Consider the following 20,805-nt stretch of genomic DNA (forward strand, 5'->3'; position numbering starts at 1 on the left):
GGTCAGCCCGCCATCAACGCTTCGATCTCGGCCACGGTCTTGGGCACGGCGTCCGTCAACACCCGGCAGCCCTCCCGAGTGACCACGACGTCGTCTTCGATGCGAATGCCGATACCCCGCCAGCGGGGCTCAACATCGGTGTTGTCCGGCGCCACGTAGAGGCCAGGCTCCACCGTCAGGACCATGCCGGGCTCCAGCACCCTCCAGGCATCGCCGACCTTGTAGTCGCCGACATCGTGGACATCCAGCCCCAGCCAGTGGCCGGTCCGGTGCATGAAGAAGGGTTTGAAGCGCTCCTGTTCCAGCGCGTCGGACAGCGAGCAGTCCAGCAGCCCGAGATCGATCAGGCCCTGACACAGCACTTCCAGCGCCGCCTCGTGCGCGTGGTTCCAGTGATTACCGGGGCAGACCGCCTCAATGGCGGCGTACTGGGCCGCCAGCACCACCTCGTACAGCGCCCTCTGCTCATCGCTGAAACGGCCACTGACGGGGAAGGTCCGGGTAATGTCGGAGGCGTAGCACTCCAGTTCGCAGCCGGCGTCGATCAGCACCAGATCACCGTCCGCCAGCGGCGCCCGGTTCTCGATGTAATGCAGGATGCAAGCATTGGTGCCACTGCCAACAATGGAGGGATAGGCGGTGCTGCGGGCTCCGTGCTCCATGAAGGTATGCAGCAGCTCAGCCTCCAGGTGATACTCGTGAAGCCCTGCCCGGGCGCGGCTCATTGCCCGGCGATGGGCTTCGGCACTGATCTCTCCGGCCCGCGCCATGACCTTGATCTCATTGGCGCTCTTGTACAGACGCAGATCGTGGAGGTGATGTTCAAGGGACACGAACTCGCCAGGCGGCTGGGCCCCGGAGCGAACCTTGCTACGAATCATCTTGACCCAGTCGATCACCTGGGTATCAAAAGTGTGGTCCTTGCCAAGGGGGTAATAGACTCGGCTGCGGCCCTCAATCATGCCCGGCAGGATGTCGTCGATATCAGAGATCGGGAAAGCATCGTCCAGACCATAATGCTCAATGGCACCGTCCGGCCCCACCAGAAAACCGTCCCAAAGTTCCTTCTCGGGATTACGCTCCTTGCAGAACAGCACCGACTCGCCATGATCCCGGCCAGGAATCAGCACCAGCACCGCGTCGGGTTCGCCGAAACCGGTGAGGTACTGGAAGTCGCTGTCCTGCCGGAATGGGTGCAACACATCCCGGTTACGCACCCGCTCCGGGGCGGCGGGCAGAATGGCGATGCTGTCCGGGGCCATGCGCTCCATCAGGCGTTGACGGCGTTCAGCGAACTCATTTACGGGTATCTTGGCGGCCATGACGCTCCCCAGTGATTGGTGTCGTTAGTGCAGGGTCTTGCTTTCGCGGGGTTCCGGCGGATTGTATTCGGTGAATACCGCCAGCGCACCCAGACGAACGTATTCGGTGATCTCGGTCAACTGCTGCTCGCTTTCCTCACCGTCCGCCTCGGTCTCGGACACCTGGCTGATCGCCACCAGGTCCTCGATCAGTTCACGGATTTCCTCCGGCGCCTCCCCCAGGCCAGCGCCGGCTTCCAGCGCCAGCCCCTCGAGGAAGCCACGAATCCACGCCGACAGGGCCTGCAAGCGCTGCTCCATGGCATAGTCATCGTCCGGCATCAGCGGCTGGAAGCTCATATCAGAGGCTTTCAGCAGGGTCAGGGTCTGGTCGTAAGCGGCAATCATGAACGCGCTCAGCGCCTCCGATTCCTCCGGCGCCGTGGTTGGCAAGCCCATCTGCTCACAGACCAGTGCCAGCCACTGGTCCTGCGGCAGGCGGCTACCGGCCGCCAGACGGCCACAGAGGGTACCGTGCAGTTCAGAGGGATGGCTGAACGCCTGGTGCTCAGTAAAGACGTTGGCCCAGCGCTCGAATTCGTCGTGGGAAGAAGTGGCGTCGGAATCAGACATGCAGTGGTTCAATCCTGTGGTGGTCATCGCGGATTCGACCGGGACAGCAACGCCGTCCGGTACAAAGCCCTATCCTAGCATTCGCGTCCAGCGAAGACACCGATCACCCCACCCCTTGACCTGCCCGGGATCGGGGTGAATTATGTTATAACATAACCAAACCCAGAACCCCGGAGTGCGCAGACATGCCCCATCCAATCTTTGCTCCACGGCACCTCGTCGTCGGCCTGCTTACCGTGGCCGGCCTGGCATCAACGGCCCAGGCCCAGGACAACCTGGCCGCCCACGAACACGGCCAGGCGCTGCTGCAGGTGGCCATCAGCGGTGACCGGCTGGATGTCATTTTCACCTCGCCGGCCTTCAATCTGCTGGGATTCGAGCATCGCGCCACCAGCGATGAGGACGTTCGCAAGGTCAACGAAGTCCATTCCTGGTTACGACGCACACCGTTGCTGACCGCCACCGGTATCAACTGCCGGTCCCAGGCTGCCACCATGGCGCTGACGGGCGCATCGGATGGGCACCACCATGAGGATGACCACGACCACGACCACGACCACGACCACGACCACGACCACGACCACGACCACGACCACGACCACGACCACGACCACGACCACGACCACGACGAAGAGCCTGGCAGCGTCCATCGCGATGTCGAGGTCAGTCAGCAGATTGTGTGCGAGGGGCAGGTGGCCGACGTGCGACTGGAATCCACACTGTTCCAACGCTTCCCCAACCTGGAAAGCCTGCGGGTCGAGTGGGTCACCGACCAGGCCCAGGGCAGCCACCGCCTGAGTCTGGATCAGCCGGGCTTCGAGCTGCCCTGAGCAGCGCCGATACCGGTGTCAGTAAAGCTCCACCGACTCGGCCTGGATGGTGTAGGAGGCGGCGGCCACGTCGTTCTCCACCCGCTCAGTACGCAGGGTGCCCTCAACCCACACCGGCTCGTACAACACTTCAAGCTGGATGCCCTGAGGGTATTTGACGTGGATAATCTGGTTCGGCGGCGGTGGCGGCACATGGATACAGGCGCCAAAATACGGCACCAGGAAGAATTCCAGTATGCGCATGTCGCCGGTGGTTTTCAGCGGTACCACAAACCCCGGAATACGGCCTTCGACGCCATTCATCGCCGGTACTACCCGTCCGGTCATGATTTCGTCAGGCAGGCTGGCAGGACCATCGCCTTCGTGCTCCACTTCCGGCAGGTTGTTCAGCAGTGCCAGATCGCTCTCCGGCATCAGTTCCAGCCAGTCGATTTCCCGTGCCGATTCATCGGCCGAGGCCGGAACCAGCCACAGCAACTGAATCAGGCACAGGGCGGCAATGCCAAGCCGTTTTGCCAACATGCAATATGCTCCCAATAAAGTGATGCTCCGATGCTACACCAACTCCACAACACCAGCACAGTGACTCCCGACCAAGCGACGCCGACATGACTTTTTCCCAGACAGACCTTGAGGAGACTCCCGCCCTGCGAACCCGGGACCTCCGTTTCCGCTGGAGCCCTGCCGATCCCTGGCTGGCCTTTCCGGACTTGACCCTGGCGCCCGGCACCAACCTGTTCCTGAAAGGCCCCAGTGGCAGCGGCAAGAGTACCCTGCTGAGCCTGGTGTGCGGGCTCGCCGCGCCGCAACAGGGCCGAATCGAGGTGATGGGCCAGGACCTCGGCCAGCTGTCACGGGGCGAACGGGATGCCCTGCGAGCCAATCACCTGGGGGTGATTTTTCAGCAGTTCAACCTGGTACCCTATCTCTCGGTAACCGCCAACACCCTGCTGCCCTGCCGGCTCTCCGCAGGCCGTCGCGACCGCACCGAACCCGCGCCGGACGCGGAGGCAAAGCGGCTGCTGAGCGCCCTGGCGGTGCCGTCACGGCTGTGGTCCAAACCCGTCACTCAACTCAGCGTCGGCCAGCAGCAGCGGGTGGCGGCGGCACGGGCACTGATCGGAGCGCCCCGATTGATCCTGGCGGACGAACCCACCTCGGCACTGGACCGGGAGAACAGAGACCGCTTTCTGGAGTTGCTGCTGACCCTGGCCGGGGAGCGCCGGACCTCGGTACTGTTCGTCAGCCACGATGACACCCTGGCCCGCCACTTTGACCACCTGATCACCCTGGGAGATCCCGCATGAGCCCGCGTCTGCCATTGTCGCTCGCCCTGGCACTGGCCAGCATCTGGCATCGCCGGGGCATACTCAGTCTGGTGACCCTGACACTGACCCTCAGCATCATGCTGTTGCTGGGCATTCAGTACCTGCGCACAGAGGTGCGGCAGTCATTCACCAGCACCATCGCCGGCACCGACCTGATCGTTGGTGCCCGCAGTGGCCAACTCAACCTGCTGCTTTACTCGGTGTTCCACATCGGTGATGCCACCAACAACATTCGCTGGTCCAGCTACCAGCAACTCCGGGACGACCCGCGCATCGACTGGCTGGTGCCGCTGTCCCTCGGCGACAGTTACCGCGGCTTCCGGGTGGTGGGGACCGATCAGGGCATGCCCGAACACTTCCGTTATGGCGACGACCAGCCACTGGCGCTGGCCCAGGGTCACTGGTTTGACGACCTGTTCGACGTGGTACTGGGAGCCGAGGTGGCGCGCCGCTTCCAGCACCGGCTGGGAGATGAACTGGTATTGGCCCATGGCGGTGGCAGCACCAGCTTCCTTCGCCATGACCAGACCCCCTTCACCGTCAGCGGCATCCTGGCGCCCACTGGCACACCGGTGGACCGGGCGGTCTACATCAGCCTGGCCGGACTGGAGGCCATTCATATCGGCTGGGAATCCGGCGTGCCATTGCCTGGGCGCACCGTCAGCGCCGATGTGGCGCGGCAACGGGATCTGTCACCCAAGGCCATTACCGCCGCCCTGGTTGGTATTGAGCGCAAGGTGCTGACTTTTCAGGTACAGCGCCAGATCAATCAGTTCCAGGGGGAACCGCTGACGGCCATCCTGCCCGGCGTGGCCCTGAGTGAACTGTGGCGACTGATGGGCCAGTTCGAGCGCACTCTGCTGGGCATCACCGGTTTTGTGGTGATCACCAGCCTGATCGGGCTGACCGCCGTGCTGCTGACCCTGCAGGTGCATCGCCGCCAGGAAATCGCCATCCTGCGGGCAACCGGCGCATCACCGCTGCTGATTGCCCGGCTCTACCTGATCGAATGCGGCCTGCTGGCGATGCTGTCCTGTGTGCTGGCCGTGGCCTTGGGCGCCGGCCTGTTGGCCCTGTTGGGGCCGTGGCTGCTGGAGCATTACGGCCTGCAGATCCGCCTGCGCGCCCTGGACCAGATGGAATGGCTGATTCTGGCCAGTGTACCGCTGGCGGCCATGGCGGTGGCACTGATTCCCGCCCTGCGAGGCTGGTGGCAGGGACGCAGGCCACAGTTTGGGACCGCGTCGACGGAATAACATCCCTGTAAATTGACCGGGTTAGAGTCCATACTTATAGTTACTGGGCCCCTGTCAGGTGGCGGGAACAGCCCCACGCTGCCCCGGCCCGGCTGGCCGGGGTTCTCGCACCACCGATCTTTTCAACCCGACCTTTCAACCGGTACCTTGGACACGCCATGGAACAGTCCGAATTGCAGGCATTAGCGGACAAGCTCGACAGGCTGATCGAACGCTGTAACAAACTGGAGCAGGACAACGCCGCAATGCGGGCGCAACAGGAAGACTGGCAGCGGGAACGTGCCCAGCTGATCCAGAAGAACGACCTTGCCAAGAACAAGGTGGAAGCCATGATCGGCCGTCTCAGGGCCCTGGAGCAGCACTGATGTCAGATACCGCCACCACGGTTGAAGTCAAAATTCTCGACAAGGAGTACCTGGTCGCCTGCCCCGAGGAGCAGCGTCAGGCACTGATGGAAGCCGCCGGCCACCTGGATCGCAAGATGCGGGAAATCCGCAGCAGTGGCAAGGTCTTCGGCACCGAGCGCATTGCCGTCATGGCCGCCCTCAACATCACCCACGAGCTGCTGCACCATGACAGCCTGTCCGACGCCTCCAGTCGTATCCTCGAGGCCATGAGCGACAAGCTGGACGAGGCCCTGTCTCCCGCTGAGTAGTTGATTCAGCGGCACCGTTAAAATCCGGTTTGCAATCGCCCCCGGTGATCACTCTATAATAGGCCAACTTCCTGGGTTGTTCGCTGGTCGGATACGTCCTCGAGCCGATGCGCACTACCCAGGCGGCCACTTCAGGGCATTGTGAGCATGTCCCCTGCGGGGGAAAGCCTAATATGTCACAGCGGCCGCCGACCTTGAACCTTGGGTTCAAGGGCCACATCCGATAACGGCAACCCGGGAAGCTTTTCTCCCCTCATCTCGCAGTAAACCTCCTCAACCGCACTCGCCAGCAGCGCCGGCCACCTGGGCCATAGGCAGACAGCCCATCAACTGTTTCCAGTGGATTACAGCGCTCACCCCGAGCTGTCGACATGCTTTACAGATGATAAGACAAGCTCACAGCCACTGCCCTTCAACTCAATGATTTAAATGAGGTATAGCCAGACAGGTTCAGTTCTTGCTGAATGCACTCTGCAATCAATAATGACCAGCCACCCCAACCGGCTGCGATCAAACGACTACATGGAGTGCATCCCAATGACAGTGAAACAGTCCCTGCTCGGCTTCGCCGTTCTCGCCGCCAGTTCCACCGCCCTGGCTGTGCCGGTTACCACCAACTACACCGCCGGCACCGCTTACACCACCACCGGTCTGTCCAGCTTTTCCACCGGTGCTAACGACATGGAAGGCCTGAGCATTACCGCCCAGTTCAGTAATGGCACCACCGATACCGCCGCCCTCAACGGCAGCGGCAGCGCCAACGGCGCGGGCTGGTCGGTCTCTTTCAGCGGCGCCACCACCTTCAACCAACCGTGGACCGTCAACGCCAGCAACACCTCTGGCTCACTGATCGAACAGCTGATTTTCAGCGGCTCCAGCGGCGACACCGTTTTTGACGTACTCGGCGGTGGCGAGTACACCCCGGGCTCAGCCAACGGCCGAGCCATCGACAACGCCAGCTACAGCGGCAGCACCGTCAGCGACGTGACCGCCACCTATACCAACCAGGTCTCGCTGAACGGCACCTTCTTTGGTGACCTGTATGAAACCCTGATCCTCAGCTTCAACCAGGGCCTGGCCAGTAACGACAGCTTCTCCTTCGTGACTGACACCGACAACTCCGCCATCGAAGGCGACATTCGCGTCGACGTTCCGGAACCTGGCACCCTGGCCCTGCTGGGCCTCGGTCTGGTCGGCCTGACCGCCGCTCGCAAGCGCTCAGCCTGAGCCCCCAGCCGGCCACTCACCGTGGCCGGCTTTTTGTTTCTCATCCCACTGGACGCCCAACCTTCCACCTTCGTATCCTGAGCACCGCAGGCACCGCCTGCCGGTCCCGCGCCGAGCCTCCTCCAGCCACAGGATATGCCACCACGTTATGCGTCTTCCGCTTGCTGCCCCGTTTGAACCACACCCGGAACAGTCATCACGTCACCAGATTCGCAAGGCCCTGCGCCGGCGACGTCGCTCCCTATCCCGGCACCAGCAACGACAGGCCGCCAGAGCCCTGGCTCAACGCCTGACAGCTAGCCCGGCCCTGTACCGAGCCAAGCACATCGGCATCTACCTCGCCAACGACGGTGAGATCGACCCCGCCCCCTACGTGACCGCCGCCCGGCAAAGGGGGGTTCAGTTCTACCTGCCGGTGCTACACCGCTTTCGCGATGGCCACATGGAATTTACCCCGTACAACGAAACCACGGTGCTTCAGCCGAACCGTTTTGGCATCCCGGAACCGGTGTTTAACGGTGGCCACGGGCGCCCGACCTGGGCGCTGGACGCGGTATTGATGCCGCTGGTGGGGTTCGATCTGGAAGGTGGACGCCTGGGGATGGGAGGAGGTTTCTACGACCGGACGTTTGAGTTTGTCCGCCGGACACCAAGGCTGGCGCCCAAACTGATTGGCTTGGCCCATGAGATACAACGGGTGGTGCGGCTGCCGATTGAGCCCTGGGACATCCCGCTTGACGGCATTGTCACGGATCGATGCCGCTACCGGGTCTGAGCCTCGCTGGCGGGCTCTCCGGCGTCAGGCCGTTTTCCCTGCTCGGAGGCCTGCAGGGAGGCGAAACCGGTAATGGCGAGCCCGATGGCGAAGATCAGGACAATGGTCCGGATCATATCTGGCTTGCGATGCATGAGGTGTGCTCTCCGTTCGCGCAGTAGCTTGCGCCAACCACGTCCGGGACCACGCTGCCCCGGACGTCTGATGTGTCGTCACCGCTTGCAACCAGAGTTGAATGAGCCGAAACAGCCCTTGGATAAAGCGTGAAAATCAAGCGGTAAAACGAACTTTGCAGAATCTACCGGAAGATTATCACGCATCTGATAACTTACAATTTATTACGAATTAATATTTATTAATGAACTACCGGTTAGCTCATGCTGAGCCGTTGCCGGCGCCCAGAAACAGCCGATAGGCTTCATTGTCGGTCATGTCCTGATAGCGGAAGCCGACCTTGTCGAGCATCGCCTGAAACGCCTCGGTATCGCCCTCATCCACCTGCGCACCCATGAGCACACGGCTGTACGCGGCGCCATGGTTGCGGTAGTGGAACATAGAGATGTTCCAGCGGGTCCCCAGAGACATCAGGAACTTCAGCAGCGCGCCCGGGCGCTCAGGGAACTCGAACTGGTAGACGCGTTCGTTGCTGACACTGGGAGCATGCCCGCCGACCATGTGGCGGATATGCTGCTTGGCCAGATCGGAATCGGTCAGGTCCACCACGCCGTAGCCGGTCTCCCGCAACTCCTGCACCAACTCATCCCGGCCCAGGCCACCTTGCTGGATCTGGATGCCGACAAAGATGCAGGCCTCATCGGCATTGGCGTAGCGGTAGTTGAACTCGGTGATACTGCGCTTGTGCAGGGCCTTGATAAAGCTCTTGAAAGCCCCCGGGCGCTCAGGAATGGTGACCGCCAGGATGGCCTCCCGCTTCTCACCAATCTCCGTACGCTCAGACACATAGCGCAAGCGATCAAAGTTCATGTTGGCGCCGCTGAGGACCCCTGCCAGGTTTTCACCCTCAATCTGTTCCCGCTCGATGTACTTCTTGATACCGGCCACCGCCAGCGCCCCAGCGGGCTCGGTGATGGAACGGGTATCGTCAAAGACGTCCTTGATGGCGGCACAGATTTCGTCGGTGGAGACGGTGATGACCTCGTCCACGGTGTCCTTGCAGATCTCCCAGGGGTGCTCGCCGATGCGCTTGACCGCCACCCCATCCGCGAAGATTCCCACCTCATCCAGAGTCACCCGCTCGCCGGCCGCCAACGCCGCCTGCAGGCAGTTGGAATCCTCCGGCTCGACACCGATCACCCGGATTTCCGGGCGCAGGTACTTGATGTAGGCAGCCATCCCGGCAACCAGACCGCCACCCCCGACCGGGATGAACACTGCATGCAGGGGCTGGGAGAACTGCCACATCAGCTCCATCGCCACGGTCCCCTGGCCGGCAATCACGTCGGGATCATCAAACGGCGGAATGTAGGTCAGCCCCTGCTTCTCTACCAACTCCGCGGCGTGGGCTGCGGCTTCATCGTAGGCGTCGCCACGCAGCACCACTTTGGCGCCGTTATTGCGTACCGACCGCACCTTGATCTCCGGCGTGGTCTGGGGCATCACGATCACCGCCTTGATGCCCAACTGCTTGGCCGCCAGCGCGACACCCTGGGCGTGGTTGCCCGCTGACGCGCAGATCACGCCCTTGGCTTTCTGCTCTTCGGAGAGTTGGGCAATGCGGTTATAGGCCCCCCGAATCTTGAAAGAGAATACCGGCTGCAGATCTTCACGCTTGAGAATAATCCGGTTTTCGAAACGACGGGACAGGTTACGGGCTTCGGTCAGGGGCGTTTCGATCGCCACGTCATAGACGCGGGCATCCAGGATTTTTTTGATGTAGCGTTGCGGCATAATCTCTGATTCCGTAAATAAGGCCAAAACCGGCGCTGTCGACGGACGGCGGCAAGCGACTGTTTCGCGCAGGGAAAAACCCACAGTGTAGAAAGTTTCCCGGGGGCACGTCTATAACCCCTCCAGGCTGGCGGCTATAATAGCGGCAATTTTCGCCACCGACGTACCCGGAGCCCAGCATGAACCAGGACCAACTGAAGCAGGCCGTGGCCAAGGCCGCCCTCGACTACATCGCCCCTCGCCTCGACAGCGACAGCATCATCGGGGTCGGCACCGGCAGTACCGCCAACTTCTTTATCGACCTGCTGGCCGACCTCCGCACCGAATTTGACGGCGCCGTCGCCAGCTCCGAGGCCACCGCAGAGCGCCTCCGCGGCCATGGCATTCCGGTGTACGACCTCAACAGTGCCGGCACTCTGGAGTTCTATGTCGACGGAGCCGATGAAACCAACGAACGGCTGGAACTGATCAAAGGCGGGGGCGCGGCCCTGACCCGTGAGAAGATTGTTGCCGCGGTCGCCAAGACCTTTATCTGCATTGCCGATGACAGCAAGAAAGTCGACATTCTGGGGGCATTTCCGCTGCCGGTCGAAGTCATCCCCATGGCCCGCAGCCATGTCGGCCGGGAAATCGTCAAACTGGGCGGTGACCCGGTCTATCGTGAGGGCGTCACCACCGACAACGGCAACATCATCATCGATGTCCACAACCTGGACATCAGCCGCCCGATCCATGTGGAAGAGCAGCTCAACCAGATCGTGGGCGTGGTGACCAACGGGCTGTTTGCCCGACGCCCCGCTGACCTGCTGCTGCTCGGCACCGCTGACGGTGTCCAGAGCATCGCCCGCCCCGGCGCACACTGAAGCCACCCCCTTCCACGCACCTTCTCACTCCTGAAAGCCCCCCCCATCAAGGGGCTTTCAGGTATTCAGAATCCCCACCCGGCTTCCAGGTCTGCCCCAGAGAGCCAAACGGCACCAACGGACAATACCAAGCGCTTGCTTGGTACCTCGTTATCGGTGACACTGCCAAAAACACCAACAATCCGATGGCCGGGGAGATCACCGTGACCGAGTACTTCAACGAGACCCACCAGCAGGTTCGCCAGACCGTGCGCAAGTTCATCAGCAGCCATGTCCTGCCCCACATTCAGGACTGGGAAGAAACCGGGGAGTTTCCCCGTGAGCTATACCGACTGGCAGGCGATGCCGGCTTGCTGGGGATCGGCTTCCCGGAGAACCTGGGCGGTACCGGCGAAGGCGATGTGTTCCTGAAGGTGGCCGTCTCCGAGGAACTGATGCGCTCCACATCGGGTGGCCTGGTGGCTAGCCTGGGGTCGCTCGATATTGGTCTACCGCCAGTGGCCAAGTGGGCCAGACCCGAGGTCCGCGACGAGATCGTGCCCCCGGTTCTTCGCGGCGAGAAGATCGCCGCCCTCGCCATCACCGAGCCTGGCGGCGGCTCCGATGTCGCCAGTCTGCGCACCCGGGCCGTCCGGGATGGCGATCACTATGTGGTGAATGGCAGCAAGACTTTCATTACCAGCGGTCACCGGGCCGATCACTACACCGTTGCGGTTCGAACCGGTGGCGAGGGCCATGGCGGCATCAGCCTACTGCTGATCGACCGGGACACCCCGGGCTTCAGCACCGGCGGCAAATTGAAGAAGATGGGTTGGTGGGCCAGCGACACCGCGGAACTGTTCTTTGAAGACTGCCGGGTACCGGCAGACCGATTGATTGGGGCGGAGAACGCCGGCTTCATCGCCATCATGAGCAATTTCCTGCAGGAACGGCTGATGCTGACCATCATGGCCTACATGACCGCACAGATCGCCCTGGAGGAGAGCCTGCAGTACAGCCAGCAACGCCAGGCGTTCGGCCGCTCCATTGATCGCTTCCAGGTCAACCGTCACAAGCTGGTGGAGATGGCGACCCAGATCGACGTCGCCCGCGAATACGCCTACCGCTGTGCCGCTCTGATGCAGGCGGGCAAGAACCCGATCAAGGAAGTGGCAATGGCCAAGAACTTCGCCGTTCAGGTGTGCGAGTCGGTCACCCGGGAGGCCGTTCAGCTGCACGGCGGCATCGGATACATGCGCGAGTCGGTGGTCGAGCGGCTGTATCGGGACGCCAAGATCCTGTCAATCGGCGGCGGCACCGATGAGATCATGAAAGAACTGATCGCCAAACAGATGAAGCTCTGACCGTTTCGCGGACCGACTTTGCCTTTGAAGGGCTTCGCCGGATGATGGCAAGCCCGAACCTACCATGGTTGAGTTTCGGACAGCGGCGGATCGACGTATAATTGCGGCCACTTTTCAGCCCCGTTTAACCGACCCCTGAGAAAGGACCGATTATGAACTTCGATCACATTCCCGCCGGCAAAAACCCGCCCGAAGACATCTACGTGGCTATTGAGATTCCAGCCAACAGCTCGCCAGTCAAATACGAGCTGGACAAGGACATGGGCGCACTGATGGTGGATCGCTTCATGGCCACTCCGATGTTCTACCCGGCCAACTACGGTTTCATCCCTCACACCCTGGCCGACGATGGCGACCCGCTGGACGTTCTGGTGGTGACCCCATACCCGGTACAGGCCGGTTCGGTGATTCGCTGTCGCCCGGTTGGCGTGCTGAACATGGAAGATGAAGCTGGCGGCGACGCCAAGCTGGTTGCCGTGCCGCACGACAAGTTGACCACGGCCTACAGCAACATCAAGGACATCGAAGACCTGCCGCAACTGCTGCGCGACCAGATCCAGCACTTCTTCGAGAACTACAAGACCCTCGAAGCCGGCAAGTGGGTCAAAGTCCAGGGCTGGGCGAATGCCGAAGAAGCCCGCAAGGCCGTGGAAGCGTCCGTAGCCGCTTACAAGGGCTGATCCCAAGGGGATGGCGTCACGGAGTCATGGCTTGCTAGGCTCCGTGATTCAGACACAAAAAAACCGGCGCCCGAAGGCGCCGGTTTTTTTGTGTCCCGAAGGCGAGGATTAATCCTCGTCTTCGTCCACCTCTTCCGCTTCGATGTCCAGAGGACGACCGACCAGCTCAACATAAGCCATAGGCGCGTTGTCACCGGCACGGAAACCACACTTCAGAATACGAAGGTAGCCACCCGGACGCTCGGAGTAACGCGGTCCCAGCTCTTCGAACAGCTTCGCTACCGCTGCGTCGTTACGCAGACGGGAGAAAGCCAGACGACGGTTGGCAACCGAGTCGGTTTTGGACAGTGTGATCAACGGCTCTGCTACCCGACGAAGTTCTTTCGCTTTCGGGAGCGTCGTTTTGATCAGCTCGTGCTCAACCAGCGACGCTGCCATGTTACGAAACATGGCTTTGCGATGCGCACTGGTCCTGTTGAACTTACGACCACTCTTACGATGACGCATTGCTCTGATTCCTTAACTTAAACTACCAATTCGGCGATTAACCGCCCAGAACCCGGTCGTCGCCACGAAGGCTCGCCGGCGGCCAGTTATCAAGACGCATACCCAAGGACAGACCACGCGAGGCCAGTACGTCCTTGATCTCGGTAAGCGACTTCTTACCCAGGTTAGGCGTCTTCAGCAGCTCCACTTCGGTGCGCTGAATCAGATCGCCGATGTAGTAAATGTTTTCTGCCTTCAAGCAGTTGGCTGAACGCACGGTCAGCTCCAGATCATCCACCGGACGCAGCAGAATCGGATCAATTTCTTCCTCTTCCTCTACGCGCTCCGGCTCTTTCTCGTGATCGAAGTCGACAAACACTGCCAGCTGTTGCTGGAGAATGGTCGCGGCCCGACGAATCGCTTCTTCCGGGTCGATGGTACCATTGGTCTCCAGATCAATAACCAGCTTGTCCAGGTCCGTACGCTGCTCAACACGGGCACTTTCAACCGCGTAGGCAACACGACGTACCGGACTGTACGTTGCGTCCAGCTGCAGGCGTCCAATCGCGCGGGTCTCGTCTTCGTCCAGACCACGCTGGTCAGCGGCCTCGTATCCGCGACCACGAACAATCTTGAGACGCATGTTCATGTCACCGTTGTCGCTCAGGTGACAGATCACGTGCTCAGGATTCGCAATCTCGACGTTGTGATCCAGCTTGATATCGCCGGCCGTGACAGGACCTGGACCTTTCTTGCTGAGGGTCAGCTCAGCTTCGTCCCGATCGGCCATCTTGACGGCCACACCCTTGAGATTCAGAAGAATCTCAATGACATCCTCCTGGACACCCTCGATCGCGCTGTACTCATGCAGCACACCGTCAATCTGCGCCTCAGTGATGGCACAGCCCGGCATGGACGACAAGAGTATCCGACGCAGTGCACTGCCGAGGGTATGACCGAAGCCACGCTCAAGCGGCTCCAGAGTTACCTTGGCACGAGTGCTGCTCGATTCCTTTACGTCGATGGTACGAGGTGTCAATAACTCATGTACTGAACGCTGCATAGACGCCCCTATCTGCTCTCGTTGCTAACTGGGCTTTACTTCGAGTAAAGCTCGACGATGAGGTTCTCGTTGATGTCGGCCGGCAGTTCAATGCGCTCAGGCACTGACTTATAAACGCCTGACATCTTGCTGGCGTCGACCTCTACCCAGCTCACAGGAGCGCGACCGGCAGCGATATCCAGAGCGCCTTTGATGCGCAGCTGGTTCTTTGCCTTCTCACGGATGCTCACAACGTCGCCCGGCTTGACCTGGTAGGAAGGAATGTTCACTACCTTGTCGTTCACCAGAATCGCTTTGTGAGAAACGAGCTGACGGGATTCAGCACGGGTCGAACCAAAACCCATGCGGTAAACTACGTTGTCCAGACGACCTTCCAGAAGCTGCAGCAGGTTTTCACCTGTTGCACCCTTCAGGCGGGCAGCCTCGGAGTAATAGTTGCGGAACTGCTTTTCCAGAACGCCGTAGATACGACGAACCTTCTGCTTTTCACGCAGCTGGACACCGTACTCGGACAGGCGGCCACGACGAGCGCCGTGCATGCCTGGCGGAGTTTCGATGTTACACTTTGAATCGAGTGCGCGAGCACCGCTCTTCAGAAAAAGATCTGTCCCTTCGCGACGAGACAGTTTACATTTTGGACCTATGTAACGTGCCATATCTCACTGTCTCCTGTCTTAGACGCGGCGCTTCTTGGGCGGACGACAGCCGTTGTGCGGAATCGGCGTCACATCTGTGATGTTGGTGATCTTGTAGCCGCACGCGTTCAGCGCACGAACTGCAGATTCCCGTCCGGGCCCAGGACCCTTAACCTCTACATCCAGGTTTTTAAGGCCGTATTCAGCAGCCGCGTTACCGGCTCTTTCAGCTGCTACCTGCGCAGCAAAAGGTGTACTCTTACGTGACCCGCGGAACCCGGAACCACCGGAGGTAGCCCAGGACAGGACGTTGCCCTGACGATCAGAAATGGTCACGATGGTGTTGTTGAAGGACGCGTGGATGTGCGCGACGCCATCAACAACCGTCTTTTTCACCTTTTTACGGGTACGTGTACCTGGCTTTGCCATGTTTGCCTACCTGTTACTTGCGAATAGGTTTGCGAGGACCTTTACGGGTGCGAGCGTTGGTCTTCGTGCGCTGGCCACGGACAGGCAGTCCATGACGGTGACGCAGACCACGGAAGCAGCCGAGATCCTTCAAACGCTTAATGTTCATCTGAACTTCACGACGCAGATCGCCTTCGACAGTCAGCTTGCCCACTTCAGTACGAAGTGCTTCAACCTGATCGTCGGAGAGGTCTTTAACCTTGGCGTCCGGCTGTACGCCGGCTGCATCGCAAAGCTTCTGAGCTGCTGTCCGACCAACCCCAAAAATGTAGGTCAGTGAGATAACAGCATGTTTGTTGTCGGGTATATTGACACCGGCTATACGTGCCATTCAGATTACTCCGCATTCAAAGCTTTGCTGTGTGAATTTTCCGCCACAAAAAGGGCGCGAAATAATAGCGCCTGACCAGAAAAAGATCAAGCGCTACTATCCCGTACCCCGGCAATGTCAGAATCCGATTCCTGAGGAATCAGCCCTGGCGCTGCTTGTGACGAGGCTCCGTGCAGATGACTCGAACTGAGCCATTGCGACGAATTACTTTGCAGTTACGGCAAATTTTCTTTACCGAAGCGCGTACTTTCATTGTCCACTCCAGTTTTCAAGGGGAACGGCTTAGCCGTTCCGACCATAGCCCTTGAGATTGGACTTCTTCATCAGCGATTCATACTGATGGGACATCAGGTGAGACTGCACCTGCGCCATGAAATCCATCACCACGACTACAACAATCAACAGCGACGTACCGCCCAGATAGAAAGGCACGTTCCCGGCTACCATCAGGAACTGAGGGAACAGGGACACCGCTGCGATATAGATCGCACCGAACAGAGTCAGTCGAGTCAAGACACCGTCGATGTACTTGGCGGTCTGATCACCAGGACGAATCCCGGGGATAAACGCGCCGGACCGCTTGAGGTTGTCGGCCACTTCCTTGGGGTTATACATCAACGCCGTGTAGAAGTAGCAGAAGAATACCACAGCTACCGCGAACAGGATGATATACAACGGCTGACTCGGGGCCAGTGCCTGGGACAGACTGCCCAGCCACTCCATACCTTCGCCCTGCCCGAACCACTGACCCAGCGACGCAGGGAACAGCAGAATGGAGGAAGCGAAGATCGGCGGAATCACGCCGGCCATGTTGACTTTCAACGGCAAGTGGCTGGATTGCTGGGCAAACACCCGGCGCCCCTGCTGCCGCTTGGCATAGTTGATCGTCAATCGACGCTGACCACGCTCCATGAACACCACGAAGCCAACCACAACCACCGCGAGGAGGCCAATTGCCAGCACCACCAGCAGGTTCATCTCGCCGCTGCGGGCCTGCTCCAGGGTCTGACCGATCGCGCCCGGCAAGCCGGCCACGATGCCCGCGAAGATCAGCAACGAAATGCCGTTACCGATACCGCGCTCAGTGATCTGCTCACCCAGCCACATCATGAAGACAGCGCCACATACAAACGACACCACCGCCACAAAGTGGAAGTTGAAGCTGTCACTGAAGGTGACTCCCTGGGAAGCCAGTCCTACAGAAATGCCAAGACCCTGGACCAGGGCCAGGATCACGGTTCCGTAACGAGTGTACTGACTGATCTTGCGTCGTCCCGCCTCGCCTTCTTTCTTCAGCTGCTCAAGCTGCGGACTGACCGCAGTCATGAGCTGCATGATGATCGAGGCCGAGATGTAGGGCATGATCCCCAACGCGAAGATACTCATCCGCTCAAGCGCACCACCGGAAAACATGTTGAACAGACTCAGGATTGTGCCCTGATTCTGATCAAACAGTGCCGCCAGCCGATCGGGATTGATACCCGGCACCGGGATGTGGGCACCGATCCGGTACACCAACAGTGCCAGCAGTACAAACCAGAGCCGCGAACGCAGCTCTGCCAGTCCTTTTCCCGCGCCAGCAGGCAATGATGCTGTCTTGGCCATTTAGTCCTCGACTCGTCTTAGTCCTCGACTTTTCCGCCCGCGGCTGTAATCGCCTCACGAGCGCCTTTGGTAACCTTCAAGCCCTTGACGGTCACCGCACGGCTCAACTCGCCGGACAGGATAACCTTGGCAGAACGGATCTCCTCACGGATGATGTCCGCCTTCTTCAGGGCTTCCAGGTCAACCACGTCGCCTTCCACCTTTGCCAGCTCATTCAGGCGGATTTCCGCCACGTAACGCTGCTGACGGGAAGTAAAGCCGTACTTGGGCAGACGGCGAGCCAGCGGCTGCTGACCACCCTCAAATCCCGGTGCGACGGAGCCGCCAGAACGGGACTTCAGACCTTTGTGACCACGACCACCGGTTTTACCGAGACCGCTACCGATACCGCGACCGACGCGCTTGGCGCTCGGGCGTGAACCGGGTTCCGGACTAAGTTCGTTCAAACGCATCTTAGTTCTCCTCCACCCGTACCAGGTAGTTCACCTTGTTGATCATGCCGCGAACGGAAGGAGTATCCTCCACTTCCACGGTATGACCGATTTTGCGAAGACCCAGGCCCTTCACACACAGTTTGTGGTTGGGCTGACAGCTGATCGGGCTGCGGGTCAGTGTAACCTTGATCTTTTTAGCATTCGCCATGACTTCAACCCAGAATGTCTTCCACGGTCTTGCCGCGCTTAGCTGCGATATCTTCAGGCGACTTCATTGCCTGGAGACCCTTGATAGTGGAACGGACCACGTTGACCGGATTGGTCGAGCCGTAACACTTGGACAGTACGTTCTGAACACCGGCCACTTCCAGTACCGCACGCATCGCACCACCGGCGATGATTCCAGTACCTTCGGACGCAGGCTGCATGTACACCTTGGAACCGCCGTGAACGGCTTTAACCGGGTACTGCAAGGTGGTGCCGTCGAGAGCAACGTCCACCATGTTCTTACGCGCGGCTTCCATAGCCTTCTGGATCGCAACCGGCACTTCACGTGCCTTGCCACGACCAAAGCCTACACGGCCTTTGCCATCACCCACTACGGTCAGTGCGGTGAAAGCGAAAATACGGCCACCTTTTACGACTTTGGCGACCCGGTTTACCTGAACCAGCTTTTCCTGGAGCTCAGGCGCTTTCTGATCGTTAACGCTCATCTTCTCCACCTCTTAGAATTGCAAGCCAGCTTCACGGGCCGCGTCGGCGAGTGCCTGAACACGGCCGTGATAACGGTAACCGGAACGGTCAAAGGCGACCTTTTCAACACCAGCCGCCTTGGCACGTTCAGCGATCAGCTGACCGACCTTCTTGGCGGCTTCCACGTTACCGGTTGCACCCTGGCGCAACTCTTTGTCCAACGTGGAGGCAGAAGCCAGCACTTTGCTGCCATCGGCAGTGGTGACCTGGGCGTACATGTGCCGGGGCGTACGGTGTACGCTCAGACGGTTACTACCCAGTTCACGAATCTTCATGCGCACCTTACGTGCGCGACGCAGTCTTTCGTTATTCGCGCTCATAGTCCCGCCTTATTTCTTCTTGGCTTCTTTGCGTCTGACCTGCTCATCCGCATAACGAACACCTTTACCTTTATAAGGCTCGGGCGGACGGTAAGCGCGGATTTCCGCAGCGACCTGGCCAACCTGTTGCTTGTCGATCCCGCGGATAACAACTTCCGTCTGGGAAGGCGTTTCAGCGGTGATCCCCTCGGGCAGCTCGTGCTCGACCGGGTGAGAGAAACCCAGTGTCAGATTGAGCTTCTTACCCTGCGCCTGGGCACGGTATCCAACGCCCACAAGCTGGAGTTTACGCTCGAAGCCCGCAGACACACCGGTGACCATGTTGTTGACCAGCGCACGGGTGGTACCTGCGAGAGCGCGGGACTGCTTGGCGCCATCACGAGCGGCGAAGCGCAGAACGTTTTCTTCCTGCGTAACTTCGACGGCCTGATGTACGGTGAGTTGAAGCGCTCCTTTAGAGCCCTTCACATTGATTTCCTGTCCGTTCAGCTTAACCTCAACACCGGAAGGCAGAACGACAGGATTATTGGCAACCCTGGACATCGTTATCTCCCTTTAGAATACGGTGCAGATGACTTCGCCACCCACGCCGGCGGAACGCGCGGCACGGTCAGTCATTACGCCCTTGGACGTAGAGACAATGGCGACACCCAAACCACCGGCTACTTTCGGCAGTTCCCCAGCGCCACGGTACTGGCGCAGACTCGGGCGGCTGGCCCGCTGAATGTCTTCGATAACGGGCTTGCCGCCGAAGTATTTCAGGGTAATGGTCAGCTCGGGCTTGGCGTCGGCTGAAACGGAAAAGTCTTCAACGTAACCTTCGTCCTTCAGGACCTGGGCTACGGAGACCTTGATTTTGGAAGACGGCATGGCCACGTCGGCCTTCTGTGCCATCTGTGCATTACGAATACGAGTGATCATATCCGCAAGCGTGTCTTGCATACTCATCGGTATGAGGCTCCTGATCTTTTTAGTTGTGCAGCGGCTTGCCGCACCGCTTACCAACGGGCACCTTCTCCTTGCGGGAAGGCGCCAATCTTACCAGCTAGACTTGGTCAGACCCGGTACGTCGCCACGCATGCCGGCTTCACGCAGTTTAATGCGGGACAGCTGGAACTTGCGCAGGACGCCGTGGGGACGGCCAGTTACCTGACAACGATTACGGAGACGTACCGGGTTCGCATTACGAGGAAGCTTTTGCAGCTTCATCTGCGCATCCCAACGGTCTTCGTCGCTGGAGTTCGGGTTCTTGATGATCGCCTTGAGCTCTGCACGCTTCGCTGCGAATTTCGCAACGGTCTTCTCGCGCTTGAGCTCTCGGTTCTTCATGGAAACCTTTGCCATAACACGGATTCCTTATTTCTTGAACGGAAAGCCGAACGCTTTCAGCAGTTCACGACCTTCGTCATCGGTACCGGCTGAGGTGGTGATGGTGATATCCAGACCACGGATCTTGTCGACTTTGTCGTACTCGATCTCGGGGAAGATAATCTGCTCACGCACACCCATGCTGTAGTTGCCGCGACCGTCGAAAGACTTCGGGTTCAGACCACGGAAGTCACGAACGCGAGGAATCGCGATGTGAACCAGACGGTCGAAGAAGTCCCACATACGCTCGCCGCGCAGGGTTACCTTGCAGCCAATCGGCCAGCCTTCACGGATTTTGAAACCCGCAACAGACTTGCGAGCCTTGGTAACAACAACTTTCTGACCAGCCAGACGCTCCAGATCCGCGACGGCATTCTCGATCAGCTTCTTGTCACCTACAGCTTCGCCGACACCCATGTTCAGGGTGATCTTCTCGATACGCGGCACCTGCATCACGTTCTTGTAGCCGAACTCTTTCTGCAGGGCAGGTACCACTTCCTTACTGTACTGCTCTTTCATGTTAAGCATCGTAACCACCACCGC

Annotated in this window: 30 protein-coding genes and 1 other RNA gene; 11 read left to right on the plus strand and 20 right to left on the minus strand. The window is 59.7% G+C overall.

The annotated features are described in order from the left end of the window. Positions 1-2: 2 nt before the first annotated feature. The gene (pepP, locus tag J2887_RS17870; protein ID WP_227172496.1) at positions 3-1,322 is read right to left on the minus strand and encodes a Xaa-Pro aminopeptidase; all 1,320 of its coding nucleotides are present in this window, start codon (positions 1,320-1,322) and stop codon (positions 3-5) included. Between the two features lie 24 nt (positions 1,323-1,346). Continuing rightward, positions 1,347-1,934: a UPF0149 family protein gene (locus tag J2887_RS17875; protein WP_227172497.1), complete on the minus strand. Its 588-nt coding sequence runs from the start codon at positions 1,932-1,934 to the stop codon at positions 1,347-1,349. A gap of 185 nt (positions 1,935-2,119) precedes the next feature. Between J2887_RS17875 and J2887_RS17880 the strand changes: the two genes are divergently transcribed. Then, positions 2,120-2,764: a ZrgA family zinc uptake protein gene (locus J2887_RS17880; RefSeq protein WP_227172498.1), complete on the plus strand. Its 645-nt coding sequence runs from the start codon at positions 2,120-2,122 to the stop codon at positions 2,762-2,764. A gap of 18 nt (positions 2,765-2,782) precedes the next feature. Here the strand turns inward: J2887_RS17880 and J2887_RS17885 are convergent, their stop codons facing one another. Continuing rightward, on the minus strand, positions 2,783-3,286 hold the full coding sequence (locus J2887_RS17885) for a DUF3299 domain-containing protein (RefSeq protein ID WP_227172499.1): 504 nt from the start codon (positions 3,284-3,286) through the stop codon (positions 2,783-2,785). Positions 3,287-3,372: 86 nt separating this feature from the next. Between J2887_RS17885 and J2887_RS17890 the strand changes: the two genes are divergently transcribed. The 7 genes from J2887_RS17890 to J2887_RS17920 all read left to right on the plus strand — a co-directional run bounded on the left by J2887_RS17890 (position 3,373) and on the right by J2887_RS17920 (position 8,005). Then, a complete protein-coding gene (locus J2887_RS17890; protein ID WP_227172500.1) occupies positions 3,373-4,071 on the plus strand; it encodes an ABC transporter ATP-binding protein in 699 nt (232 codons plus the stop codon). Further along, on the plus strand, positions 4,068-5,348 hold the full coding sequence (locus J2887_RS17895; RefSeq protein WP_227172501.1) for an ABC transporter permease: 1,281 nt from the start codon (positions 4,068-4,070) through the stop codon (positions 5,346-5,348). Before J2887_RS17890 ends, J2887_RS17895 begins: the two co-directional genes overlap by 4 nt. Positions 5,349-5,506: 158 nt before the next feature. After that, entirely contained in the window at positions 5,507-5,713 is a 207-nt protein-coding gene (locus J2887_RS17900; RefSeq protein ID WP_227172502.1) for a TIGR02449 family protein, read from the plus strand. Next, positions 5,713-6,003, plus strand: a complete 291-nt coding sequence (locus tag J2887_RS17905) for a cell division protein ZapA (RefSeq protein WP_227172503.1) — start codon at positions 5,713-5,715, stop codon at positions 6,001-6,003. The genes J2887_RS17900 and J2887_RS17905 overlap by 1 nt, the downstream gene beginning before the upstream one ends. 65 nt (positions 6,004-6,068) lie before the next feature. Next, positions 6,069-6,248: non-coding RNA, 6S RNA (gene ssrS, locus J2887_RS17910), on the plus strand. Positions 6,249-6,540: 292 nt separating this feature from the next. Further along, complete coding sequence (locus tag J2887_RS17915; protein WP_227172504.1) at positions 6,541-7,230, plus strand: PEP-CTERM sorting domain-containing protein; 690 nt, start codon at positions 6,541-6,543, stop codon at positions 7,228-7,230. A 148-nt stretch (positions 7,231-7,378) separates the two neighbouring features. Beyond that, positions 7,379-8,005: a 5-formyltetrahydrofolate cyclo-ligase gene (locus J2887_RS17920; RefSeq protein ID WP_227172505.1), complete on the plus strand. Its 627-nt coding sequence runs from the start codon at positions 7,379-7,381 to the stop codon at positions 8,003-8,005. Here J2887_RS17920 and J2887_RS17925 read toward each other — a convergent pair. Next, positions 7,993-8,139 carry a hypothetical protein gene (locus J2887_RS17925; protein ID WP_227172506.1) on the minus strand — a complete coding sequence of 49 codons (147 nt, stop codon included), beginning with the start codon at positions 8,137-8,139 and terminating at the stop codon, positions 7,993-7,995. The genes J2887_RS17920 and J2887_RS17925 overlap by 13 nt on opposite strands. Positions 8,140-8,380: 241 nt before the next feature. Beyond that, positions 8,381-9,913: a threonine ammonia-lyase, biosynthetic gene (gene ilvA / locus J2887_RS17930; protein WP_227172507.1), complete on the minus strand. Its 1,533-nt coding sequence runs from the start codon at positions 9,911-9,913 to the stop codon at positions 8,381-8,383. Positions 9,914-10,092: 179 nt separating this feature from the next. On the opposite strand from ilvA, the gene rpiA reads away from it, so the two are divergent. The 3 genes from rpiA to ppa all read left to right on the plus strand — a co-directional run bounded on the left by rpiA (position 10,093) and on the right by ppa (position 12,799). Further along, positions 10,093-10,776, plus strand: a complete 684-nt coding sequence (gene rpiA, locus J2887_RS17935; protein WP_227172508.1) for a ribose-5-phosphate isomerase RpiA — start codon at positions 10,093-10,095, stop codon at positions 10,774-10,776. A 185-nt stretch (positions 10,777-10,961) separates the two neighbouring features. Continuing rightward, positions 10,962-12,119 (plus strand): acyl-CoA dehydrogenase family protein, encoded by a 1,158-nt coding sequence (locus tag J2887_RS17940; RefSeq protein WP_228752823.1) that lies wholly within the window; start codon positions 10,962-10,964, stop codon positions 12,117-12,119. Between the two features lie 152 nt (positions 12,120-12,271). After that, positions 12,272-12,799, plus strand: a complete 528-nt coding sequence (gene ppa / locus J2887_RS17945) for an inorganic diphosphatase (protein WP_227172510.1) — start codon at positions 12,272-12,274, stop codon at positions 12,797-12,799. Between the two features lie 108 nt (positions 12,800-12,907). Here ppa and rplQ read toward each other — a convergent pair whose 3' ends face one another. The 15 genes from rplQ to rplE all read right to left on the minus strand — a co-directional run bounded on the left by rplQ (position 12,908) and on the right by rplE (position 20,790). Further along, entirely contained in the window at positions 12,908-13,306 is a 399-nt protein-coding gene (gene rplQ, locus J2887_RS17950) for a 50S ribosomal protein L17 (RefSeq protein ID WP_227172511.1), read from the minus strand. Between the two features lie 37 nt (positions 13,307-13,343). Beyond that, on the minus strand, positions 13,344-14,348 hold the full coding sequence (locus tag J2887_RS17955) for a DNA-directed RNA polymerase subunit alpha (RefSeq protein ID WP_227172512.1): 1,005 nt from the start codon (positions 14,346-14,348) through the stop codon (positions 13,344-13,346). A 35-nt stretch (positions 14,349-14,383) separates the two neighbouring features. Next, positions 14,384-15,004 (minus strand): 30S ribosomal protein S4, encoded by a 621-nt coding sequence (rpsD, locus tag J2887_RS17960; protein ID WP_227172513.1) that lies wholly within the window; start codon positions 15,002-15,004, stop codon positions 14,384-14,386. Between the two features lie 18 nt (positions 15,005-15,022). Further along, complete coding sequence (gene rpsK, locus J2887_RS17965) at positions 15,023-15,412, minus strand: 30S ribosomal protein S11 (RefSeq protein ID WP_007153992.1); 390 nt, start codon at positions 15,410-15,412, stop codon at positions 15,023-15,025. 13 nt (positions 15,413-15,425) lie between these two features. Further along, positions 15,426-15,782, minus strand: a complete 357-nt coding sequence (gene rpsM / locus J2887_RS17970) for a 30S ribosomal protein S13 (RefSeq protein ID WP_227172514.1) — start codon at positions 15,780-15,782, stop codon at positions 15,426-15,428. A 139-nt stretch (positions 15,783-15,921) separates the two neighbouring features. Continuing rightward, on the minus strand, positions 15,922-16,035 hold the full coding sequence (rpmJ, locus tag J2887_RS17975) for a 50S ribosomal protein L36 (RefSeq protein ID WP_004580765.1): 114 nt from the start codon (positions 16,033-16,035) through the stop codon (positions 15,922-15,924). Positions 16,036-16,064: 29 nt separating this feature from the next. Further along, the gene (gene secY / locus J2887_RS17980) at positions 16,065-17,387 is read right to left on the minus strand and encodes a preprotein translocase subunit SecY (RefSeq protein ID WP_227172515.1); all 1,323 of its coding nucleotides are present in this window, start codon (positions 17,385-17,387) and stop codon (positions 16,065-16,067) included. A 17-nt stretch (positions 17,388-17,404) separates the two neighbouring features. Beyond that, positions 17,405-17,839, minus strand: coding sequence for a 50S ribosomal protein L15 (gene rplO, locus J2887_RS17985; RefSeq protein WP_227172516.1), 435 nt, complete (start codon positions 17,837-17,839; stop codon positions 17,405-17,407). 1 nt (position 17,840) lies between these two features. Further along, positions 17,841-18,029 carry a 50S ribosomal protein L30 gene (gene rpmD / locus J2887_RS17990; protein ID WP_227172517.1) on the minus strand — a complete coding sequence of 63 codons (189 nt, stop codon included), beginning with the start codon at positions 18,027-18,029 and terminating at the stop codon, positions 17,841-17,843. A 4-nt stretch (positions 18,030-18,033) separates the two neighbouring features. After that, positions 18,034-18,534 (minus strand): 30S ribosomal protein S5, encoded by a 501-nt coding sequence (gene rpsE, locus J2887_RS17995; protein ID WP_227172518.1) that lies wholly within the window; start codon positions 18,532-18,534, stop codon positions 18,034-18,036. A gap of 12 nt (positions 18,535-18,546) precedes the next feature. Then, positions 18,547-18,894 (minus strand): 50S ribosomal protein L18, encoded by a 348-nt coding sequence (gene rplR, locus J2887_RS18000; protein WP_227172519.1) that lies wholly within the window; start codon positions 18,892-18,894, stop codon positions 18,547-18,549. A 9-nt stretch (positions 18,895-18,903) separates the two neighbouring features. Next, a complete protein-coding gene (rplF, locus tag J2887_RS18005) occupies positions 18,904-19,437 on the minus strand; it encodes a 50S ribosomal protein L6 (protein WP_227172520.1) in 534 nt (177 codons plus the stop codon). A gap of 12 nt (positions 19,438-19,449) precedes the next feature. Further along, positions 19,450-19,842, minus strand: a complete 393-nt coding sequence (gene rpsH, locus J2887_RS18010) for a 30S ribosomal protein S8 (RefSeq protein ID WP_227172521.1) — start codon at positions 19,840-19,842, stop codon at positions 19,450-19,452. A 90-nt stretch (positions 19,843-19,932) separates the two neighbouring features. Then, a complete protein-coding gene (gene rpsN / locus J2887_RS18015) occupies positions 19,933-20,238 on the minus strand; it encodes a 30S ribosomal protein S14 (protein ID WP_227172522.1) in 306 nt (101 codons plus the stop codon). Between the two features lie 12 nt (positions 20,239-20,250). After that, on the minus strand, positions 20,251-20,790 hold the full coding sequence (rplE, locus tag J2887_RS18020; RefSeq protein ID WP_227172523.1) for a 50S ribosomal protein L5: 540 nt from the start codon (positions 20,788-20,790) through the stop codon (positions 20,251-20,253). Between the last annotated feature and the right edge of the window lie 15 nt (positions 20,791-20,805).

Source organism: Marinobacter sp. CA1 (genome assembly GCF_020546665.1).
In the GTDB taxonomy this organism is placed as follows: Bacteria; Pseudomonadota; Gammaproteobacteria; order Pseudomonadales; family Oleiphilaceae; genus Marinobacter; species Marinobacter xestospongiae.

Excerpts from the sequence above, each read along its gene's own strand:
- pepP (WP_227172496.1), bottom strand. The coding sequence starts at position 1,322 with ATGGCCGCCAAGATACCCGTAAATGAGTTCGCTGAACGCCGTCAACGC.
- J2887_RS17875 (WP_227172497.1), bottom strand. The coding sequence starts at position 1,934 with ATGTCTGATTCCGACGCCACTTCTTCCCACGACGAATTCGAGCGCTGG.
- J2887_RS17880 (WP_227172498.1), top strand. The coding sequence starts at position 2,120 with ATGCCCCATCCAATCTTTGCTCCACGGCACCTCGTCGTCGGCCTGCTT.
- J2887_RS17885 (WP_227172499.1), bottom strand. The coding sequence starts at position 3,286 with ATGTTGGCAAAACGGCTTGGCATTGCCGCCCTGTGCCTGATTCAGTTG.
- J2887_RS17890 (WP_227172500.1), top strand. The coding sequence starts at position 3,373 with ATGACTTTTTCCCAGACAGACCTTGAGGAGACTCCCGCCCTGCGAACC.
- J2887_RS17895 (WP_227172501.1), top strand. The coding sequence starts at position 4,068 with ATGAGCCCGCGTCTGCCATTGTCGCTCGCCCTGGCACTGGCCAGCATC.
- J2887_RS17900 (WP_227172502.1), top strand. The coding sequence starts at position 5,507 with ATGGAACAGTCCGAATTGCAGGCATTAGCGGACAAGCTCGACAGGCTG.
- J2887_RS17905 (WP_227172503.1), top strand. The coding sequence starts at position 5,713 with ATGTCAGATACCGCCACCACGGTTGAAGTCAAAATTCTCGACAAGGAG.
- J2887_RS17915 (WP_227172504.1), top strand. The coding sequence starts at position 6,541 with ATGACAGTGAAACAGTCCCTGCTCGGCTTCGCCGTTCTCGCCGCCAGT.
- J2887_RS17920 (WP_227172505.1), top strand. The coding sequence starts at position 7,379 with ATGCGTCTTCCGCTTGCTGCCCCGTTTGAACCACACCCGGAACAGTCA.
- J2887_RS17925 (WP_227172506.1), bottom strand. The coding sequence starts at position 8,139 with ATGCATCGCAAGCCAGATATGATCCGGACCATTGTCCTGATCTTCGCC.
- ilvA (WP_227172507.1), bottom strand. The coding sequence starts at position 9,913 with ATGCCGCAACGCTACATCAAAAAAATCCTGGATGCCCGCGTCTATGAC.
- rpiA (WP_227172508.1), top strand. The coding sequence starts at position 10,093 with ATGAACCAGGACCAACTGAAGCAGGCCGTGGCCAAGGCCGCCCTCGAC.
- J2887_RS17940 (WP_228752823.1), top strand. The coding sequence starts at position 10,962 with ATGGCCGGGGAGATCACCGTGACCGAGTACTTCAACGAGACCCACCAG.
- ppa (WP_227172510.1), top strand. The coding sequence starts at position 12,272 with ATGAACTTCGATCACATTCCCGCCGGCAAAAACCCGCCCGAAGACATC.
- rplQ (WP_227172511.1), bottom strand. The coding sequence starts at position 13,306 with ATGCGTCATCGTAAGAGTGGTCGTAAGTTCAACAGGACCAGTGCGCAT.
- J2887_RS17955 (WP_227172512.1), bottom strand. The coding sequence starts at position 14,348 with ATGCAGCGTTCAGTACATGAGTTATTGACACCTCGTACCATCGACGTA.
- rpsD (WP_227172513.1), bottom strand. The coding sequence starts at position 15,004 with ATGGCACGTTACATAGGTCCAAAATGTAAACTGTCTCGTCGCGAAGGG.
- rpsK (WP_007153992.1), bottom strand. The coding sequence starts at position 15,412 with ATGGCAAAGCCAGGTACACGTACCCGTAAAAAGGTGAAAAAGACGGTT.
- rpsM (WP_227172514.1), bottom strand. The coding sequence starts at position 15,782 with ATGGCACGTATAGCCGGTGTCAATATACCCGACAACAAACATGCTGTT.
- rpmJ (WP_004580765.1), bottom strand. The coding sequence starts at position 16,035 with ATGAAAGTACGCGCTTCGGTAAAGAAAATTTGCCGTAACTGCAAAGTA.
- secY (WP_227172515.1), bottom strand. The coding sequence starts at position 17,387 with ATGGCCAAGACAGCATCATTGCCTGCTGGCGCGGGAAAAGGACTGGCA.
- rplO (WP_227172516.1), bottom strand. The coding sequence starts at position 17,839 with ATGCGTTTGAACGAACTTAGTCCGGAACCCGGTTCACGCCCGAGCGCC.
- rpmD (WP_227172517.1), bottom strand. The coding sequence starts at position 18,029 with ATGGCGAATGCTAAAAAGATCAAGGTTACACTGACCCGCAGCCCGATC.
- rpsE (WP_227172518.1), bottom strand. The coding sequence starts at position 18,534 with ATGAGCGTTAACGATCAGAAAGCGCCTGAGCTCCAGGAAAAGCTGGTT.
- rplR (WP_227172519.1), bottom strand. The coding sequence starts at position 18,894 with ATGAGCGCGAATAACGAAAGACTGCGTCGCGCACGTAAGGTGCGCATG.
- rplF (WP_227172520.1), bottom strand. The coding sequence starts at position 19,437 with ATGTCCAGGGTTGCCAATAATCCTGTCGTTCTGCCTTCCGGTGTTGAG.
- rpsH (WP_227172521.1), bottom strand. The coding sequence starts at position 19,842 with ATGAGTATGCAAGACACGCTTGCGGATATGATCACTCGTATTCGTAAT.
- rpsN (WP_227172522.1), bottom strand. The coding sequence starts at position 20,238 with ATGGCAAAGGTTTCCATGAAGAACCGAGAGCTCAAGCGCGAGAAGACC.
- rplE (WP_227172523.1), bottom strand. The coding sequence starts at position 20,790 with ATGCTTAACATGAAAGAGCAGTACAGTAAGGAAGTGGTACCTGCCCTG.